Source organism: Rhodobacter xanthinilyticus (assembly GCF_001856665.1).
Taxonomy (GTDB): Bacteria; Pseudomonadota; Alphaproteobacteria; order Rhodobacterales; family Rhodobacteraceae; genus Rhodobacter; species Rhodobacter xanthinilyticus.
In genome coordinates this window covers 3,369,415-3,388,532 of sequence record NZ_CP017781.1, presented here as the reverse complement: position 1 = coordinate 3,388,532, position 19,118 = coordinate 3,369,415, and the positions used below count along the sequence as shown (strand labels likewise).

Here is a 19,118-nt window from a genome sequence, read left to right as displayed (position 1 = left end):
GCCATGCTGACCCTCGACCTGACCAACGCGCCGCAATGGTGCGACCTCATCCCCGGCGTGCGCGTCCGGCTCCGCCCGCTGACCACCGCACTGATGGTGTCGGCCCGTGGCGATCCCGCAATTGCCGACCTGCCCGAAGGGGCTGCGACCGAGGAAGCCGCGATCGCCATGGCCAAGGCGCTGGCGCGACGCGCGATCCTCGCATGGGAGGGGATCGGCGATGCCGATGGCAGTCCCATCGATCCGAGCCCCGAGGCCATCGACGCGCTCCTCGACATCTGGCCCGCCTTCGAGGCGTTCCAGACCCAGTACGTCGCCAAGGCCCTCCTGCTGGACGCGGAAAAAAACGCCTCTGCGCCCTTGCCGAATGGTCCTTCGGCGGGGGCGACCGCTACTGCGCGGCCTGTGCAGGGCCCTGTCCCGACTGCCCCGCAAGGCTGAACCAGCCCCAAACCCTTGAGGGCGCTCAGGTCTGGGACCTGGCGCAGCGCCTCGGCGGGCAGATGCGCGTCATCCCGGGCGCGGTGATCGGCTGGGACTTGGGCGCGGCGCTGGCCTTGGGTGCCGCCCTCGGCATCTCCCCGCCTGCCATCGCCGAGCTGCTGCCCGCCCTCGAGGCAGTGATGGTCCGCCGCGTCAACGAGCAGATCGCGGCCAGCCGCGACTGACCCCATCCCATCCGGAGCCCCGATCCAATGGCCGAAAAACGCGTCTCCGTCCGGCTCGCCGCCGTCGGCGGCCGCCAGGTGCGCGCCGAACTGGAGGGTGTTGGCGAGGCTGGGGCGAAGGGCTTGGGCCGTCTGTCGCGCGAGATGGAGCTGGCGAACACCCGGCTTGCTGCTTTCGCACGCCGTGCCGGGCTTGCCCTAGGGGCAGCGGCGGCGGCCGCCACGGCCTCGCTCGGCCTGATCGTCCGCTCCACCGCCGAAAGCGCGGCGCAGATCCGGCAGTTCGCGCAGGTCGCCAATGCCACGCCCGAGGCCCTGCAGCGCTGGTCGGCCGGGGCGCGGACGGTTGGCATCGAGCAGGAGAAGCTGGCGGACATCCTGAAGGACGTGAACGACCGGGTCGGCGACTTCCTGCAGACCGGCGGCGGGCCGATGGCGGACTTCTTCGAGAATGTGGCTCCGCGCGTGGGCGTGACGGCTGACCAGTTCGCGAGGCTTTCTGGCCCCGAGGCACTGCAGCTCTACGTTGACACCCTCGAACGCGCCGGTCTCAGCCAGCAGGAGATGACCTTCTATCTAGAGGCCATGGCCTCGGATGCGACGCGCCTGCTGCCGCTTCTGCGCAATGGCGGTGCCGAGATGGCCCGGCTTGGGGATCAGGCATCGGACCTTGGCGCGGTGCTGGACAATGATGCGCTGGAAGCCCTGCGCCGCACGCAACTGGCGCTCGGCACCGTATCCCTCGTGTTCGACGGCCTGCGCAACCGCATCGCCGTCGCCGTGGCCCCGACCATCGAGGCGCTGGCCAATGCCTTCGTGGCCCTTGCCTCCGACGGCGGGATCCTGCGCTCGGCCATCGACACACTGATCGGCAACCTCGGGCGTCTGGCGTCCCATGCGGCAACGTTCGCGGCTGTCATGGCTGGACGCTGGGTGGCGGGTCTAGCCGCTGCGGCCCTGTCGGTGCGCGGCCTCGCGACGGCGCTCGTGTTTCTCCGCGGCGCTCTGATCCGGACCGGCATCGGGGCGTTGATCGTTGGGGCGGGCGAACTGGTCTACCAGTTCTCGCAGCTCGTCGCCCGGGTCGGCGGTGTGGGCGAAGCCTTCCGCCTGCTCGGCGATCTGGCCCGCGAGGTCTGGTCGCGCATCGGCCTGTCGCTGGACGCGGCCCTTGCGCGGATGGCGGCTGGATGGGAGGGGCTGAAGGCGGCCGGTCTCTCGGCGCTGGAAGGCACCATCGCGGGCGTCGTCAGCTTCGGCGACCGGACGGCGGCGATCTTCCAGGGGGCCTACGATGCCGCTGTCGCGATCTGGGGCAGTCTGCCGGGAGCCATTGGTGACTTCGCCTTCCAAGCCGCGAACGGGCTGATCTCGGGCGTCGAGGCGATGCTGAACGGCGTCGTCACCCGCATCAACAGCTTCATCGAGACGCTCAATGCTGCCCTCGCGCTGCTGCCCGAATGGGCCACCGGCGAGGGCGGGGTGCGGATCGGCATCCTCGACCCGGTGGAACTTGGGCGTATCGGCAATCCGTTCGAGGGAGCCGCGACCGCCGCAGGCGCTGCCGCTGCGGATGCCTTCTCGGCCGCGCTGTCGCGCACCTATCTCGAGCCGCCCGACCTCGGTCTCGGGGCCATGGCCGAGGATGTCCGCGCCCGGGCCGATGGCTATCGCGAAGCGGCCGGGATGCTGGCCGATGCCGCCGGTCGACCGCTGGCCAGCTGGCAGGCGCTGAAGGACGCGGTGACTGGCACGGGGACGGAAGCCGAGACCGCGCTGGCGGATGCAGCCGCTTCTGCCGATGCCCTCACGGCAGGGCTGAACGACACCGCCACCGCCGCCGATGGTGCGGGAGGCGCAGCACGCGACGCGGGGGCCGCTGCAGCCGCAGGCGCGGAGATCGCCCTGACCGGCTGGCAAGCCGTCACCGCGGCCCTTGCCGATTATGCCGCGAAGGCGCGCGACATCGGCGGCGATATCGGCAGTGCGCTGGTGGGCGCGTTCACCTCGGCGGAGAACTCCATCGGCGACTTCGTGAAGACCGGGAAGCTCGACTTCCGCGACCTGGTCACGTCGATGATCGCCGATCTTGCCAAGCTCGCCGCGCGCCGCTTCATCCTCGGCCCCATAGCCAATGCCCTCTCCGGCGCGCTGGGCGGAGCGGGTGGCATCTTCGCCAACATCCTGCATGCGGGTGGCGTGGTCGGAGGCCCAGGTCCCGGCCGGATAGTCCCGGCCCTGGCCTTTGCAGGTGCGCCGCGCATGCACAATGGGGGCTGGGCCGGGCTGCGCCCCGACGAGGTTCCGGCCATCCTCCAGCGCGGGGAACGGGTTCTCTCGCGACGCGAAGCCGCAGGCTACGGCCAATCGGGCACCGCGACCGTCAATGTCACGATCAACGCACGCGACGCCGAGAGCTTCCGACAGTCCCGCACGCAGGTCGCCAGCGACATCGCCCGCGCCGTGTCGCTGGGCCGGAGGGGCATGTGAGTGCGACCCCGCAAGTGGGCACCGGTTGCGGGGGCCAGAGCACGAACCATGGAGAAACTTGATGGCATTCCAGGAGGTCCGCTTTCCGGACAACATCAGCCGGGGCGCACGTGGCGGTCCGGAACGCCGCACCCAGATCGTCGAACTGGCGAGCGGGGCCGAGGAGCGCAACGCCAGCTGGGCCAACAGCCGCCGCCGCTACGACGTGGCCTACGGCATCCGCCGCGCGGATGATCTGGCGGCAGTGGTCGCCTTCTTCGAGGCCCGCAACGGCCGTCTGCACGGTTTCCGATTCAAGGATTGGGCCGACTTCAAGTCCTGTTTGCCGTCACAGACGCCGGGGCCAAACGATCAGCCCATCGGCACCGGCAACGGGGCGGCCACGCAATTCCAACTCGCCAAGCGATACACCTCCGGCGCGCAGTCCTGGTCGCGCGCGATCACCTATCCCGTCGCCGGGACGGTCACCATCGCCATGAATGGCACGCCCCAGGCTTCCGGCTGGTCAGTTTCCACCACGACCGGCCTCGTCACCTTCACCACCGCCCCCGGCGCAGGCGTCGCCATCACCGCGGGTTTCGAATTCGACGTCCCGGTCCGCTTCGACACCGATGTCCTAGACGTCACCCTCGACCTCGAACGCCTGGGCTCGATCACCTCGATCCCGCTTCTGGAGATCCGCGCATGAACGAAGAGACCGGATTTCTGGCGGCGGTGCTACGCGAACTCGGTGCATCCACCGCCGTCATCCTTGCCGCCTGGGGCGCGCTGGGGGGTGCGACCAATGCGCTGACGACGCGTATGCGACTGCGCGATGCCCTCCGACACATCCTGCTTGGCGGGTTGATCGCGGCGGGGATGGGGAGCCTGTCGATGGCCCTCGTCGCCCGTTGGCTCGGCCTGCCGCCTGAAGCCATTCCGGCCGGAGGCGCTGCTGGCTCGGCCGCTTACTTGGTCGGGGTCTTTGGGCCCGCTTTCATCGAGGTCGTTCTTGCCCGACTGCGCGGTGCGACGGGAGGGCCGTCCGATGAATGAGCTTCTTCGACTCGCGCGCTCCATCCGCTGTGATGCGACCGATCCGGGCCAAACCTTTCGCCACCGCATGGGCGTTGGTCTCGCCGTCGCACTGCTGATCTTGATCCTTTCACTTCTCGGGTGATCCCATGAAAACGAGCGACCGGGGGCTTCTGGCTCTGATCCGGCACGAAGGTGTCGTGCCCGGACCCTATCTGGATGTGAAGGACGTCTGGACCTTCGGCATCGGCCACACCGCCGCCGCTGGTCCGCCCGATCCGGCGCGGGTGCCGCGCGGGATGCCCGCCGATCTCGATGCCAAGATCCGTGAGGCGTTCCAGCTCTTCCGCACCGATCTCGCCGCCTACGAGGCCGGGGTGCTGCGCGCGGTGAAGGTGCGGCTTGAACCCCACGAGTTCGATGCGCTGGTCAGCTTCCACTACAACACCGGCGGCATCGCCAAGGCCGCGCTGACGCGCCACCTGAACGCTGGCAACCGCGCGGCGGCCGCAGCGGCCTTCATGGGCTGGCTCCGGCCCGCCGCCATCCGGTCCCGGCGCGAGGCGGAGCGCGATCTCTTCGCCAGGGGCACCTACCCGACCGGCACCATCCCGGTCTGGTCGGTCGACCGCAACGGCCGGGTGGATTTCTCACGGCCGATCCGTCGGCTGACCGAGGCCGAGGCGCTGGCCTTGCTGCGCCCGGTGATCACGCCGCCATCCACCCAACTCGCCTCCACGCCCAGCTGGTGGCAGCGGCTCGCCAGCTTCTTCACGGGAAAGGAAACAACATGAACTGGAGCCTCGCACGCGGCCTTGTCTATCTCGCCTGCCTCGTCGCCTCCGGCCTCGCCATGACGGGGCTGGCGGATTTCGACTTGGCGACGGGAACCTTCGATCTCAGGCCCTTCAACCTCTACGCCCTGACCGGTGCGGCCGGTGGTGTCGCCTCCTCGGCGCTGGCCTCGATCGCGCTCTGGCGCGGCTGGGGGCGGAAATGAAGTCCCTCCCGCCTGCGCTGCAGGCCCATCTCGACGAGGGCACCACGACGCTTGCCTGGTGCTGGCGCATCACCCGGGCCGATGGCGTGACCTTCGGCTTCACCGACCACGACCGGACGCTGTCGTTCGACGGAACCGAGTTCGAGCCGGAAAGCGGACTGACGGCCTCCGAGGTGCGATCCGGCTCTGACCTCTCCGTGGATGCACAGGATGCCCAAGGCGTGCTCTCGTCTGACCGGATCACCGAGACCGACATCCTCGACGGCCGCTGGGACAATGCGGCGGTCGAGGTCTGGCGAGTGAATTGGGCGAGCCCCGCGCAACGCGTGCTCCTCCGGCGCGGGGCCATCGGCCAGATCCGGCGCGGGCGGCTGGCCTTCGTGGCCGAGGTTCGTTCATTGGCCCATGTCCTTGGCCAGACCGTGGGACGAACGTTCCAGGCGAGCTGCGATGCCGCGCTGGGCGATGCACGCTGCGGGGTGAACCTCGAGGCTCCTGCCTTCAAGGGGACGGGCGCGGTCATCGACGTGCTGCGCGACCGGGCCTTCACCACCAGCGGCCTCGGCAGCTTCACGGCAGGCTGGTTGGCCTTTGGGCTGGTGGAATGGTCGACCGGCGCCAACGCGGGGCGGCGGGTCGAGGTGTTGTCGCATGATCTCGTCGACGGGGTGGCGATCCTGACCCTGCTGGAAGCCCCGGTGCGCCCTATCATGGCGACGGACACCTTCGTGGTCCGCGCCGGTTGCGACAAGCGCCTTGCGACCTGCGGAACGAAGTTCGCCAATGTCGCCAAATTCCGGGGGTTTCCGCACATCCCCGGCCAGGATGCCGTGCTGCGCTACGCGACGAAGGACGGCGGGCACGAGGGGGCGATTCTGTGACCGCGCCAGTCATGACCGCCGATCTCGAGCGCGTCATCGCCGCCGCCCGCTCCTGGCTCGGCACACCCTACCACGATCAGGCAAGTCTCCGCGGGGTCGGTTGCGACTGCCTCGGCCTCGCACGCGGCGTCTGGCGCGAGGTCGTAGGCCCGGAGCCGTTCCCGATCCCACCCTACAGCCGCGACTGGGGCGAGACCGGGCCAAGGGAGGTGCTGGCGGATGGGGCGCGGGCGATGATGCCCGAGATCGCACCAGCCGACGCCCCGCCCGGTGCGCTCGTCCTGTTCCGCATGATGCCCCGCGCCATCGCCAAGCATGTCGGCATCCTGACCGGACCTGCCACTTTCCTCCACGCCTATGAACGGCTGGGCGTGATCGAGGAACCGCTGACGCCGACTTGGGCGCGCAAGATCGCCTTCGCCTTCCTGTTCCCCGCACGCTGAGATTTTCACATGGCCACGCTCGTCCTCGGTGCCGTCGGCTCTGCCATTGGCGGAGCCTTTGGCGGCGCGATCCTCGGCTTTTCCGGTGCTGCCATCGGCGGTTTCATCGGCTCCACCATCGGGTCGGTAGTCGACAGCTGGATCGTGTCCTCGCTGGCGCCTGCTCAGAAGATCGAGGGCCAGCGGCTGGATTCTCTGCGCATCACCTCGGCCACCGAAGGTGCCATCGTCCCGCGCCTCTACGGCCGCATGCGCATCGGCGGCAACATCATCTGGGCCACCGATTTCCGCGAGGAGACAAAGACCACCACGCAGGGCGGCGGCAAGGGCGGGGGCGGTGGCCGGGTCCAGACGACCGAATATCTGTACTACGCCAGCTTCGCAGTCGCCCTGTGTGAAGGCCCGATCACTGGCATCGGCCGCATCTGGGCCGACGGCAAGCCGCTCGACATGACCGGGATCACCTGGCGCTGGTATCCCGGCAACGAGACCCAGACGGCTGACCCATTCATTGCCACGAAGATGGGCGCAGCCAATACCCCAGCCTATCGCGGCACGGCCTATGTCGTCTTCGAGGAAATGGCGCTCTCGACCTATGGCAACCGCCTGCCCCAGCTGTCGTTCGAAGTGTTCCGACCACTGGCCGATCCCGACACGGCCGAGGGGCTCGTGAAGGCGGTGACAATGATCCCGGCCTCGGGCGAGTTCACCTATGCGACTGAGGCCGTGCGCAAGACAGTCGGGGCGACGACGACGGTCTTCGGTCAGACGACCGGCGGCACAACCTCGGCCGAGAACCTGAACGCGCTGCCCGACGAGGCCGACATCGTCGTGGCGCTCGACCGGCTGCAGGCCATGGCCCCGGCCGTCGAGAGCGTCAGCCTGGTCGTCGCCTGGTTCGGCAATGACCTGCGCGCGGGGAACTGCTCGATCAAGCCCGGCGTGGAGGTGGCGGCCAAGGTCACCAGCCCGAAGGTGTGGGCGGTCAACGGCGTTGCACGGGCCAATGCGCATCTGGTCAGCCGCGACGCCGAGGACCGTCCGGTCTATGGCGGCACGCCCGCCGACTTCGCGGTGGTACAGGCGATCCGCGAGATGAAGGCGCGCGGGCTGCGTGTCACCTTCTATCCTTTCCTGCTGATGGACGTGCCGCCCGGCAACACGCTGCCGAACCCCTACAGCGCAAACGCCACCACGCCGGGCCAGCCATCCTTCCCGTGGCGCGGGCGGATCACCTGTTCCCCGGCGGCAGGCTTTGCGGGGACCGCCGACAAGACCGCCGCCGCTGCCACGCAGGTCTCCAGCTTTTTCGGGGCGGCCACACCGGCGCAGTTCGCGGTGTCGGGCGACACCGTCAGCTGGACCGGCCCTGCGGGTGACTGGGGCCTGCGGCGGATGATCCTGCACTACGCCCATCTCTGCGGGGTAGCGGGCGGGGTCGATGCCTTCCTGATCGGCACCGAGATGCGCGGGCTAACCACGATCCGGTCGAGCACCAGCGCCTATCCGGCCGTCACCGCCTTCAAGGCGCTGTCGGCGGAAGTGAAGACGATCCTCGGCGCTGGCACCAAGGTGGGCTACGCCTCCGACTGGTCGGAGTACTTCGGCCACCAGCCGGGTGATGGGACCGGGGATGTGTTCTTCCACCTCGACCCGCTCTGGTCGGATGCGAATGTCGATTTCATCGGCATCGACAATTACATGCCGCTCTCCGACTGGCGCGACGGCTTCGACCATGCCGATGCGCTGGAAGACTGGCCCGCCATCCATGACAGGGGTTATCTGCAGGCCAACATCGCCGGTGGCGAGGGCTTCGACTGGTTCTACGCCAGCACCGCCGACCGGTCGGCGCAACTGCGCACACCGATCACCGATGGAGCGTCGGGCAAACCGTGGGTGTTCCGCTACAAGGATCTGCGCGCTTGGTGGTCGAATGCCCATTTCAACCGCCCGGGCGGGTTCGAGAGTGGCACGCCCACCGCATGGGTGCCGCAGTCGAAGCCCGTGTGGTTCACCGAACTGGGATGCCCCGCCATCGACCGGGGAACGAACGAGCCGAACGTCTTCTTCGACCCGAAGTCGTCGGAGAGCTTCACGCCCTGGTTCTCGCGTGGCTGGCGCGACGATGCCATTCAGCGTGCCTATTTGGAAGCCAGCTATCTCTGGTGGGGAACTCCGGCCAATAATCCCGTGTCGGCCATCTACGGCGGCCGGATGGTCCATGTTCCGGAATGCGCCGCCTGGACCTGGGATGCGCGTCCCTATCCCTTCTTCCCCGAACTGACCGGCGTCTGGACGGACGGGCCGAACTGGCGGCTCGGCCACTGGCTGACCGGCAGGCTCGGCGCGGTGTCGCTGGCGGCTCTCGTGCGCCACCTCTGCCTGCGCGCCGGGCTGGCCGAAGGCCTGATCGACGTCGCTGGCCTCTGGGGCGCGGTCGAGGGCTATGTGATCGGCGCCCTTGAAAGCCCCCGGGCGTCGATTTCCACGCTGGCCCGCCACTTTGGCTTCGACGCCATCGAGACCGAAGGCGTGATCCGTTTCGTCATGCGCGGCCGCGCCTCGGTCGCCACGCTGGCCATCGACGATCTGGTAGCCAGTCGTGAGGGCGAGGCCATTGAGCTGACCCGTGGTCAGGAGACCGAACTGCCGCAGGCGCTGAAATGGCAGGTCGCGCGGGCGGATGAGGACTATGACGCGGCTCTTGTCGAAGCCCGCCGCATCACCGTCGACACCACCCGCATCGCGTCCGAGTCCTTCCCGATGGCGATCCCGCCCGAGGAGGCTGAACGCCGTTGCCGCCGCGCGCTGATGGAAGCCTGGATCGGTCGGGAAAGCGCCACCTTTCGGCTGCCGCCCTCGCGCCTCGCCCTCGATCCGGCTGACGTCATCCGGCTTGCGCATGACGGCCGGGAGGTCGAGTTCCGGCTGGTATCCGTCGCCGATGCCGAGGCGCGGGGCGTTGAGGCGGTGCGCCAGAACCGCGCCGCCTACGATCTGCCGCCCGGCGATCCGCGGCCCGCGTCGCTCGCCAGCCCCGTCGCCTTCGGCACACCGGAGGCGGTGATGCTGGACCTGCCGCAAATCAGCGAGGACCAGCCCGCCCATCGCCCCCTGATCGCTGCCCATGCCAGCCCCTGGCCGGGCGAGATCGCGGTATTCCGCAGCGCCTCGACAGACGGGTTCGCGTTGCTGACGACCTTCGGCAGTCGGGCGCGGCTTGGCACGCTGGCCTTCGACCTCTATCCGGGGCCGACCTCGCGCTTCGATCTCGGCAACGCGCTGGTGGTCGATCTGCTGTTTGGAACGCTGGAAAGCGTAACGGATGTCGCGCTGTTCGGCGGAGCGAACGCACTCGGCGTCGAGTCCGCAGCAGGGGTGTGGGAGATCGTCCAGGCAGGTGCGGCCGAGCTGATCGCCCCCGGCCGGTACCGCCTGACCCGCATGTTGCGAGGCCAGCGTGGGACAGAACATGCCATCGGCAACCCGGCCCCAGCAGGAGCGCGAGTCGTGGTCTTGGACACCGCGCTGTCATTGCTGCCCATCGCCGAAGCCGACCTTGGTCTGCCTTGGAACTGGCGCGTGGGCCCGGCTGCGAGGGCGGTGGGCGATGCAAGCTATGCCGCGCTAGGCTTCACGCCGACCGGGCGGGGCCTCGTGCCTTTCGCGCCAGTGCATGTCGAGCAGCCGTGGCGAACAGCGCGCAGCACCGGCGATCTCACCATCCGCTGGACGCGCCGGTCCCGCGCGCTGGTCGCGGATGCCTGGGAACAGGTCGAGGTGCCGCTGGCCGAGGACCTGGAAAGCTACGATGTGCAGATCCTCGACGGGACGACCATCAAGCGCACCCTGACCAGCTCCACGACCTCCGTCCTCTACACCGCCGCCCAGCAGACAGCCGATTGGGGCACGCCGCTCGAGCCCGGCCAGACGCTGGCGATCCGCATCCACCAGATCTCGAACCGCCTCGGCCGCGGCACACCCGCCGCGGTCACGCTGCAATTCTGATCCCAACTCACGGGAAGCCCCATGTCCGACACCACGACCCATCTGGGCCTGCCTTACCTTCTGGCGGCGCAGGCGCAGAAGCATGTCACCCACAACGAGGCGCTGCGCCTGCTCGACGCGATGGTGCAGCTGTCGGTCCTCGACCGCACGCGCACTGCCCCCCCGGCCAGCCCGGCCGATGGAAACCGGCACCTTGTGGCATCGGGCGCGAGCGGCCTCTGGGCGGGGTGGGACCTGAACATCGCCTTCTGGGTGGACGGCGCGTGGATCCGCCTCGTCCCTCGCACCGGCTGGTTGGTCTGGGTCGCGGCGGAAGGCCTGTTCCTCGTCTGGACAGGCAGCGCCTGGGAAGTGGTCGGCGAGCCACGCGACGTCTCGGACGCGGTGTTCAGCCTGGTCAACGACGCGGACCCGACGAAGAAGGCGACCTTCTCGCTGGCGGGGATCAGTGCCGTGACAACGCGCAGCTTCACGCTGCCAAACACATCCTCCGAACTGGCGATCCTCGCAGGCACGCAGACCTTCACCGGGAACAAGACCTTCTCCGGCACGTTGACCGCCTCGGGCACAGTCACCGTATCGGCCGCCAGCGCCACCATCGGTACTGCGACGACGACCGCGACCTACGGGGTGGGCACCGGCGCCACGACCACGGGCGTGACCAAGACCGTGAACATCGGCACCGGCGGTGCCTCCGGCTCGACCACTGTCGTGAACATCGGCTCGGCCACCGCCGGAGCGGGTGGCACGACAGTGGTGAACACGCCCACCGTCACCTTCGCCAATGCCGTCACGCAGGTCGGCATGCCTCAGGCCAACCTGACCGCGCAGCTATTGGGCCTCGGCGGGGCCACGGCCGACAGCTACAACCGGATGTCGGTCAACACCCCAGCCGTCCTTCTGAACAATGCGGGCGCAGGGATCGAAGCGACCGTCAACAAGGCGGCCGCCGGGAACGACGCGGCCTTCGCCTTCAAGACCGGGTTTTCGGCCCGCGCGCTGATCGGCCTCTTGGGCAATGACGACTTCAGCTTCAAGGTCAGCCCGGACGGATCCGCCTTCTTCGACGCGATCCGCATCGACCGCGCGAGTGGCCAGATAGAACTGCCGCAGCCGACCGTTCTGCCAGGGCTGGCCGCAGCGCCAAGCCCGCCGCCTGCAGGGAAGGCATCGGTCTACGCCCGCAACCGCGCCGGGGCGCCATGGATCGACGTGATGCGCCCCTCGGGACGGGACTTCCCGCTCCAACCCCACTTCGGGGTGAACCGCATCGCGAACTGGTCGCCCTCGACCGGCACGACGGTGACCACCGAAGGCCTGCCGATCACTTCGGTCGGCACAGTTTCGACGCCCACGCTCGCCGCGACGAACCTCGCCGCCAGCATGCGGCGCTGGCGCCTGACCTCTGCGGCAGTCGTGGACTCGGTCGCCGACCAGCGTTCTGCAGGCTGGGCCTGCTGGCGCGGCAATGCGGCGGGCCTCGGCGGCTGGACCTTCGTGACGCGGCTCTCGCTCACAACCCTGCAGGCGACCGGCATGGGGTTCTTCGGCCTCTACGGCTCCACTGCCGCGCTGGCCACCACCCTGACGCTGGCCGCCGTCATCAACTGCATCGGTATCGGCTTCCAGCGCGGCACGCACACACGATGGCAACTGGTCGCAAACGACGGCACCGGGGCGCCGACGCTTTCGGACATGGGCGCGTCCTTCGCCATCGCCACCGGTGGCGTACTGACCCTGTTCATCGCCGCGCCGCCGAACGGAAGCTCTGTCTGGGTGCGCGTCGTCGACGAGGTCTCTGGCGCGGTCTTCGAGCAGGAAATCACCGCCGACCTGCCCGCCGCGACGCAGTTTCTGTCGCCGCGGCTCTTCCTCAACAACGGGGCGACGGCCGCTGCTGTCGCCTACGACTGCGCTGGGTTATACGTCGAGACCGATTACTGACCTCGCGACGGGCCCTTCGTGTGAAGCCGGACACTGTTAATCAGGTGAGATATTCACCTCGGTCTTCCGTTTCTCTCCCATCGTCAGGCGTGCTGCCCTGACTTGCTTCCCAGTCCGCATAGGCCTTCCCATCAGGCAGCTTCCAAAGGATTCGACCGTTTGCGCTCGCCCCTATTACAGTCGCTGCGGCTGCTGACGCAGATGGAAAGCTGTAATCGCTTGTGAATACGAGAAAATCTTGTTCCTGCCTCAGCACCCCGGAGTCGACCAACGTTTTGCGCAGCGAGCTGGTGCTGCGCGGTATCGTGGTCGTTGTCCTGATCCGGGCATGAGACCCTGCAAGAACCACGAAGTCGCCGGAGGCCCCAAGCTCCATTTCGGCGGCGAAGCCTTCGCCACGAAAGAAGAAGCGCAGACCGCTAGACGGCGCGGCACCAGACTGGGGCGCGCCTTGAGAAGCGACTGGACGTCCGCGCATCTCGCGAAATAGATCCCAGCCGAGCGCTCCGACCAGCGTTTTCGTCTGGTCCACGAATTCGTCCATCGCTGCTCGGTCGGGCAAGGGAAGTTTGCCTGCAGTCTCGTGCGGGCGCTTGATATTGGGCAGTGACCAGCGCGGGTTGGACCCGGCACCACGGATCAGGCAGGCCTCGACATATCTTGCATGGCTCTTGGTTAGGTTCTCGTCCTTGCTGATCAGAACCACCGTGTCCGTCCAGAACGCCTTGGCATCAGTCCCTTTTTCGTTCGAGTTGTGGTACGCAAGTCGATCACCGACGCCCTCGGATTCCCCGATATATGCCAGCTGCCGGTCTGGTTCGCTCTCGTCCTCGCCAATCAGGATGTACACGCCCGGCCGTTCGATTTCGGGGAAAGTCTTGCGCACGTCACCCAGCTTGTTGCGACGGAAAGCGATAGCCTGGATCGTCGACATCATGATCTGGGCCACCCGGATGCCGTTTGGATCACCGTCGAGGAGGAAGATGTTGATCGAGCGAGGTTTATTCAAACGATTTGCCTTCCTGAACCAGTTCACGGCGTTCTTTATGCGACTTGTTCCATCATGGGTTTCGCGTCGCGCTATTCATACCTGTAACTCTGGTCATCGAGTTGTTCTGGCATCGGCGACTGATCCCGCTCGAAGGTTCGCTTAATTGCTGATTGGACAGGATCGCCTGCATCCGTGGATTTGACCTCTTCCGCCAGCATCCTCTGGAGTTGTTCGGCGTCTGCGTCGGTATCTCCCATGGGCCATAGGGCGGCTGAGGCAAGCTTCCGCTTCCGTGTCATCAAGCTGTGCAGCAGGCAGTCAAAGCTCTTCTCTCGGAAGTCCCCGTGGATCGCCATCGGAACGTGAACTGTGACTTCTTTCTTCTGACCAATCCGGTGGACCCTGTCGTTGCACTGCTCTTCAACCGCCGGGTTCCACCAGCGGCTCAGGTGAATAACATGTGTGGCAGCCGTCAGGGTCAGGCCGGTGCCTGCTGCCTTTGGACCCAGAACAAGGACATCGAAGCCCTGATCATGTTCAAGATGCTTCTGGAAGCGGTTCACGATGTCCTGCCGTTTGTGGACAGGTGTCGATCCGTTGATCAGGTCGATATGCCTTAGACCGTATCGCATCTTCAAAAGCTCGATGAAGCGATACTGCATCTGGATGTGTTCGATGAAGACCAACACCCGCTCCTTGCAGGCATGGATGCCGTCGATGATCTCGAAGCAGGCTTTCAAGCGCCCCGAAAGGTCGATGAATTCGTCTGCATTTTCGATGGCGGTGATGGCAGGGTGAACCGAGACCGAGCGAATGTGATGCAGCATCTTGAGCGCTGCCCCTTGTGTCCCCGTTGCCAGTTTGTCCCGTGCTCGTTCATAAGCCTCCGCCTGCACATCGGGCATCAACCGTGGATGCAATATCCGTGTCTTCGAGGGCAGTTCCTTGGCCACGTCCTCTTTCAGGCGCCGCAACGCCATCGGAGGCAAGCCCTGGTTCACTTCAAATACGAAGTCGTAGAGCGCTTTTAGGCGGCCTTCCTCGGGCGTGCTGTAGAGCTTCCTAAACTCCGTGAGCGGCACTAGGCGACCAGGGGCGAGCTGTTCCAGAATCGCCCAGAGGTCGGTCGTGGAGTTCTCGATGGGTGTCCCCGTCAGGCCGATGCGGAAATCGGCATTCATCGCCATGCCAGCAATCGCACGCAGCGAGCCTGGGTTCTTCAATGCCTGAATTTCGTCGAAGACAAGAGCCGAGAAGGGAACCGCCCCCAGTGAGTGCTGGTAGTTCGTCAGCGTCGTGTAGGTCGTGAGCAGCCAGTAGTTGTGCCCGAGGCCTGATGCCATGGCTTCATGCATGAAGGCGAGGTCGAGATGCTCTTCGCCATCGAGGGTATCCTTGCCATAGGCACCATGGCGGCGTCGCGATGAAATCCCGCTGCCATAAAGCCTGATGAGATGCCCCAGACCACCGGGGCTCAGGTGCCGTTCGACTTCCTGTTCCCAGTTTTCCAGAAGCGACGTCGGGGCGACGATCAGGATCGGTCCCTTGGGCTTCGCACCCTTCTGCGCCATCTGGGCTTTCAGCCAGGCAAGGAAGGAGATCGTCTGCAGGGTCTTTCCCAGCCCCTGTTCGTCGGCGTTCAGGATGCCAGGCAGACCTGATTTCCAAGCCTCCACCTGCCATTTGAAACTGTCCACCTGATGGCTTTTCAGAGGGGTGCGGATGTTCTCTGGCAGCGTGACAGGGATCAGCGCCTTGCGCGGTTCCACCTTTACCCGCCACTGCACCTGCTCGAGGTTTTCCTTCACCTCGAGGATGATGGGGCCCGTGCTTTCGCCTTCTGGTTCGGGTGCAGGCTCCGCCTCGATGTCGTCGATCTCTGGCTTGCCTTCCTGCTCCTCGATAAGGGTCTGGATCTGGCGGCGAACGGCGCGTTCGGTCGTGGGGGAGGCGGCAATATGCTCGCCCTCGTACTCGATACTTTCGTGGCCCTCGCTGATGGCTTGCTGGATCTTCTCCTCGATGATCTCCAGCTGTTCGATGGGCAGTCCCTTGATGAGGCGTGCCACGCTTTCCCCGAACACCTCGGGAAGCCATGTTGTGCCACTGCCCTCGGTGACGACCATCGAGGGACCCGTGTAGATGGTCTTTCCAGTAACGCGGGCGGAATACTCCTTGGTCTCGACAAAGGTCGGGAAGGCGACCTTCTCGATCATCTCCTCCTGCTGGGCTTCGGAGAGACCTTCCAGCACACCACGATCCCGCAAGTCCTGTTCGATGGCGGCCGTGATTTTCTGACGGGGGTTCTTGATGAAAGCAGCCCGCTCTCCACGGGGCGCACGATGCATCTCCGCCATCACCTTCAAGGCAGGCGCGGCCGAGCGGTCGATGACAAGGAACCTGCCAGAGCCAACTCTGTAGGCAGACAAGGCTCCCTTATCGCGGACACGGTTCTGGAATTCTTTCAGGGGTCTGCCAGCCAGCTCGGCCATGTTGACCGAAACTTCTCCGTCCTCGGCCTCTTCGTTCTCTTCCTCCAGCGCCTTGCGGGAGAATGGAAACGGCGGTGCAAAATTAGGCCACGGTAGCGGCGGGATCGTCTCGCTGCGGGCGGAGTAAAATCCTGCCACTTTTCCCTTCTTGCGGCAGCAGGGAGGGTGGGGAGATTTATACCGTGGAACTTTACAAGAAGGTTCGCTTGGCGTGTGCCGAGGGCATGAGCGCGCGGGCGGCGGCGAAGCATTTCAACATTTCGCGCGGGACGGTTGAGAAGATGTTGGCCTTCTCGGTGCCGCCTGGCTACCGGCGGGACAAGCCGATCAGGCGGCCGAAGCTGGACGGGTTCACCGAGTTCATTGACGCCTGGCTTGAAGCCGACAAGGCGGTGCATCGCAAGCAGCGTCATACGGCCAAGCGGATATGGGAACGGCTTCAGGCCGAGCATGGCTTCACCGGCGGCTATACGATCGTCAAGGATTACGTGCGTGAGCGTGAGCGGCGGACACGGGAGATGTTCGTGCCACTGGCCCATCCGCCGGGCCATGCTCAGGCCGATTTTGGCGAAGCGGTCGTCGTCATCGCCGGTGTCGAGCAGAAGGCGCATTTCTTTGTCATCGACCTGCCGCACAGCGATGCCTATTTCGTCCGGGCCTATCCGGCGGCGACGGCGGAGGCCTGGATAGACGGGCATGTCCGCGCCTTTGCCTTCTTCGGCGGGGTGCCGCAGTCGGTGCTCTACGATAACGACCGCTGCCTGGTCTCGAAGATCCAGCCAGATGGCACGCGCATCCGCGCCACGCTGTTCAGCGGCTTGCAGTCGCATTACCTGTTTCGGGATCGCTATGGTCGGCCCGGGAAGGGGAACGACAAGGGCGCTGTCGAGGGGATGGTCGGCTACGCCCGCCGCAACCACATGGTGCCGATCCCCCACTTTGCCAGTTGGGACGCCTTCAACGCCGACCTTGAAGGGCAGTGCTGCGCACGCCTCACGCGCATTCTTCGGGGTCACAAGGAGACGATCGGCGAGAGGCTGCAGCGCGATCTGGCGGCGATGCGCCCATTGCCTACTGCCCCGTTCGACGCCTGCGACCAAGCGAGCGGCAGGGTCAGCTCGCAGTCGCTCGTGCGCTATGACACCAACGATTACTCGGTCCCGGTCGCCTATGGCCATCAGGATGTCTGGATCCGCGGCTATGTCGATGAGGTCGTGATCGGCTGTCGCGGGGAGGTGATCGCCCGACACCCGCGCTGTTACGATCGCGAGGACATGATCTTCGACCCGGTTCACTACCTCCCGCTGATCGAGCGCAAGATCAATGCCTTGGACCAGGCTGCGCCTCTGGCGGAATGGGACCTGCCCGAAGAGTTCCAGACTTTGCGCCGCCTGATGGAGGCGCGCATGCTCAAGATGGGGCGCCGCGAGTATGTGCAGGTGCTGCGGCTGCTTGAGACCTTTGGCATGGATGACCTGCATGCCGCCGTGAAGAAGGCCCTGAAGCTGGGCGCGGTCGGCTTTGACGCCGTGAAGCACCTCGTGCTTTGCCAGGTCGAGAAGCGCCCCCCAAGGCTTGATCTCGATGTCTACCCCTACCTGCCGCGGGCGAACGTCGAGACGACGCGTGCGGCCAGCTACATGGCCTTGATGTCGGAGGCGGCGGAATGAGCGAGGCTCCGAAGATCCTGCTTGCCCACCATCTGAAGACGCTGAAGCTGCCCACCTTCCTGCGGGAACACGAGAAGGTTGCGCGCCAATGCGCCGCCGAAGGGTTGGACCATGTCCAATTCCTGTCGCGCCTCGTTGAACTGGAACTCATTGACCGCGAGCGGCGGATGGTCGAGCGCCGCATCAAGGCTGCGAAGTTCCCGGCCACCAAAAGCCTCGACAGCTTCGACTTCAAGGCGATCCCGAAGCTGAACAAGATGCAGGTGCTGGAACTGGCGCGCTGCGAATGGATCGAACGGCGTGAGAACGTGATCGCCCTTGGCCCCAGCGGAACCGGCAAGACCCACATTGCCTTGGGCCTCGGGTTGGCGGCCTGCCAGAAGGGCATGTCTGTCAGCTTCACCACCGCCGCCGCGCTGGTCAACGAGCTGATGGAGGCGCGAGACGAACGTCGGCTGCTGCGCGTCCAGAAGCAGATGGCTGCCGTCAAGCTGCTGATCATCGACGAGCTCGGGTTCGTGCCCCTGTCAAAGACCGGCGCCGAGCTGCTTTTTGAGATGATCTCCCAGCGCTACGAGCGCGGTGCCACGCTGATCACCAGCAATCTGCCCTTCGATGAATGGACCGAGACCTTCGGCACCGAGCGGCTGACCGGCGCGCTCCTCGACCGGTTGACCCACCACGTCAACATCCTCGAGATGAACGGCGAAAGCTATCGCCTCGCGCAAAGTCGCGCGCGCAAGACCGGCGACAACACCTGATCCAAAGTATCAGACTTGGACCTGACGGTCCAAGGCGGCCAGTCACCCGCAAGCTATATGGAGAGCGCGGCTGACTGGCCGCCGCCCATCAGCCGCGTCTCGCGCAAACCCAAAGTGGCCCAATTTTGCGCCGCCCCGTGGCCCAATTTTACTCCGCCGTTGACAAGCCGGCTTTGCGTCCATTGGCGCTCGCGGGGAAGGGGGCCGTTGACGATGCGGAGCACGTCCTCCCAGGGCATATCGGGGCGCAGGCGGCGGACATGGGGAACCCAATCCTGCGCCGTCTCGTTCAGGCGCTCCATGTAGCCGTCCTGCCGCGCCAGGCGCACCTTTCGCAGCGCCGCCGGATCACGGGCGCGCAGACCCGGATTGCCGCCAACCCTGCCTTTGGTTCTTGCGCTGGCCAGCCCGGCCTTGGTGCGTTCTCGGATCAGGGCGCGCTCGAACTCTGCGGCGGCGCCCAAGACCTGCAGGGTGAACTTGCCCTGAGGGGAGGACGTGTCGATCGGGTCCATGAGCGAACGGAAGAAAGCGCCCTTCGCCTCCAGTCGCTCGATCACCTCGAGGAGATGCGACAGCGACCGCGCCAGCCGGTCGATGCGCACGACGACCAGCGTATCGCCCTTGCCGATCCGCTCCAGCACGCGCGCCAGCACAGGCCGGGTACGGTTTCCGCCCGGAGCCTGCTCTTCATGGATCTCGGCGCAGCCAGCGGATTTCAGGGCCTGCGACTGGGGCAGGGGGGTCTGGTAATCC

16 protein-coding genes and 1 pseudogene are annotated in these 19,118 nt (G+C 66.2%); 14 read left to right on the top strand and 3 right to left on the bottom strand.

The features are described 5' to 3' along the window. Positions 1–3 precede the first annotated feature (3 nt). From LPB142_RS16385 to LPB142_RS16340, 12 genes are all read left to right on the top strand, one after another. Complete coding sequence (locus LPB142_RS16385; protein WP_071167026.1) at positions 4–441, top strand: hypothetical protein; 438 nt, start codon at positions 4–6, stop codon at positions 439–441. A gap of 62 nt (positions 442–503) precedes the next feature. Beyond that, positions 504–668 carry a DUF7697 family protein gene (locus LPB142_RS19455; RefSeq protein ID WP_197474212.1) on the top strand — a complete coding sequence of 55 codons (165 nt, stop codon included), beginning with the start codon at positions 504–506 and terminating at the stop codon, positions 666–668. A 27-nt stretch (positions 669–695) separates the two neighbouring features. Further along, positions 696–3,158, top strand: coding sequence for a phage tail tape measure C-terminal domain-containing protein (locus LPB142_RS16380; protein WP_071167025.1), 2,463 nt, complete (start codon positions 696–698; stop codon positions 3,156–3,158). A 61-nt stretch (positions 3,159–3,219) separates the two neighbouring features. Beyond that, the gene (locus tag LPB142_RS16375) at positions 3,220–3,846 is read left to right on the top strand and encodes a DUF2460 domain-containing protein (protein ID WP_068765701.1); all 627 of its coding nucleotides are present in this window, start codon (positions 3,220–3,222) and stop codon (positions 3,844–3,846) included. Beyond that, positions 3,843–4,193, top strand: coding sequence for a hypothetical protein (locus tag LPB142_RS16370; RefSeq protein ID WP_068765702.1), 351 nt, complete (start codon positions 3,843–3,845; stop codon positions 4,191–4,193). Before LPB142_RS16375 ends, LPB142_RS16370 begins: the two co-directional genes overlap by 4 nt. Beyond that, positions 4,186–4,317: a hypothetical protein gene (locus LPB142_RS19835; RefSeq protein ID WP_269635382.1), complete on the top strand. Its 132-nt coding sequence runs from the start codon at positions 4,186–4,188 to the stop codon at positions 4,315–4,317. Before LPB142_RS16370 ends, LPB142_RS19835 begins: the two co-directional genes overlap by 8 nt. Positions 4,318–4,321: 4 nt before the next feature. Further along, positions 4,322–4,966 (top strand): lysozyme, encoded by a 645-nt coding sequence (locus tag LPB142_RS16365; protein WP_068765703.1) that lies wholly within the window; start codon positions 4,322–4,324, stop codon positions 4,964–4,966. Further along, positions 4,963–5,172, top strand: coding sequence for a hypothetical protein (locus LPB142_RS16360; RefSeq protein WP_068765704.1), 210 nt, complete (start codon positions 4,963–4,965; stop codon positions 5,170–5,172). Before LPB142_RS16365 ends, LPB142_RS16360 begins: the two co-directional genes overlap by 4 nt. After that, positions 5,169–6,053: a DUF2163 domain-containing protein gene (locus LPB142_RS16355; protein ID WP_068765705.1), complete on the top strand. Its 885-nt coding sequence runs from the start codon at positions 5,169–5,171 to the stop codon at positions 6,051–6,053. Before LPB142_RS16360 ends, LPB142_RS16355 begins: the two co-directional genes overlap by 4 nt. Positions 6,054–6,064: 11 nt before the next feature. After that, positions 6,065–6,496: an NlpC/P60 family protein gene (locus LPB142_RS16350; protein WP_068765706.1), complete on the top strand. Its 432-nt coding sequence runs from the start codon at positions 6,065–6,067 to the stop codon at positions 6,494–6,496. Between the two features lie 9 nt (positions 6,497–6,505). Next, a complete protein-coding gene (locus tag LPB142_RS16345; RefSeq protein WP_071167024.1) occupies positions 6,506–10,504 on the top strand; it encodes a baseplate multidomain protein megatron in 3,999 nt (1,332 codons plus the stop codon). 21 nt (positions 10,505–10,525) lie between these two features. Further along, positions 10,526–12,448 (top strand): DUF2793 domain-containing protein, encoded by a 1,923-nt coding sequence (locus tag LPB142_RS16340; RefSeq protein WP_068765708.1) that lies wholly within the window; start codon positions 10,526–10,528, stop codon positions 12,446–12,448. Between the two features lie 40 nt (positions 12,449–12,488). Here the strand turns inward: LPB142_RS16340 and LPB142_RS16335 are convergent, their stop codons facing one another. Continuing rightward, the gene (locus tag LPB142_RS16335; protein WP_231878968.1) at positions 12,489–13,484 is read right to left on the bottom strand and encodes a GIY-YIG nuclease family protein; all 996 of its coding nucleotides are present in this window, start codon (positions 13,482–13,484) and stop codon (positions 12,489–12,491) included. A gap of 44 nt (positions 13,485–13,528) precedes the next feature. Then, positions 13,529–16,069 carry a DEAD/DEAH box helicase gene (locus LPB142_RS16330; RefSeq protein WP_156894410.1) on the bottom strand — a complete coding sequence of 847 codons (2,541 nt, stop codon included), beginning with the start codon at positions 16,067–16,069 and terminating at the stop codon, positions 13,529–13,531. A gap of 44 nt (positions 16,070–16,113) precedes the next feature. Here LPB142_RS16330 and istA point away from each other — a divergent pair, with 44 nt between their 5' ends. Further along, complete coding sequence (istA, locus tag LPB142_RS16325; RefSeq protein WP_071165182.1) at positions 16,114–17,601, top strand: IS21 family transposase; 1,488 nt, start codon at positions 16,114–16,116, stop codon at positions 17,599–17,601. Then, positions 17,598–18,362, top strand: coding sequence for an IS21-like element helper ATPase IstB (istB, locus tag LPB142_RS16320; protein ID WP_071165181.1), 765 nt, complete (start codon positions 17,598–17,600; stop codon positions 18,360–18,362). The genes istA and istB overlap by 4 nt, the downstream gene beginning before the upstream one ends. A 95-nt stretch (positions 18,363–18,457) precedes the next feature. Here the strand turns inward: istB and LPB142_RS16315 are convergent. Then, positions 18,458–19,102, bottom strand: a pseudogene (locus tag LPB142_RS16315) (recombinase family protein); the annotation flags it as partial. Positions 19,103–19,118 lie beyond the last annotated feature (16 nt).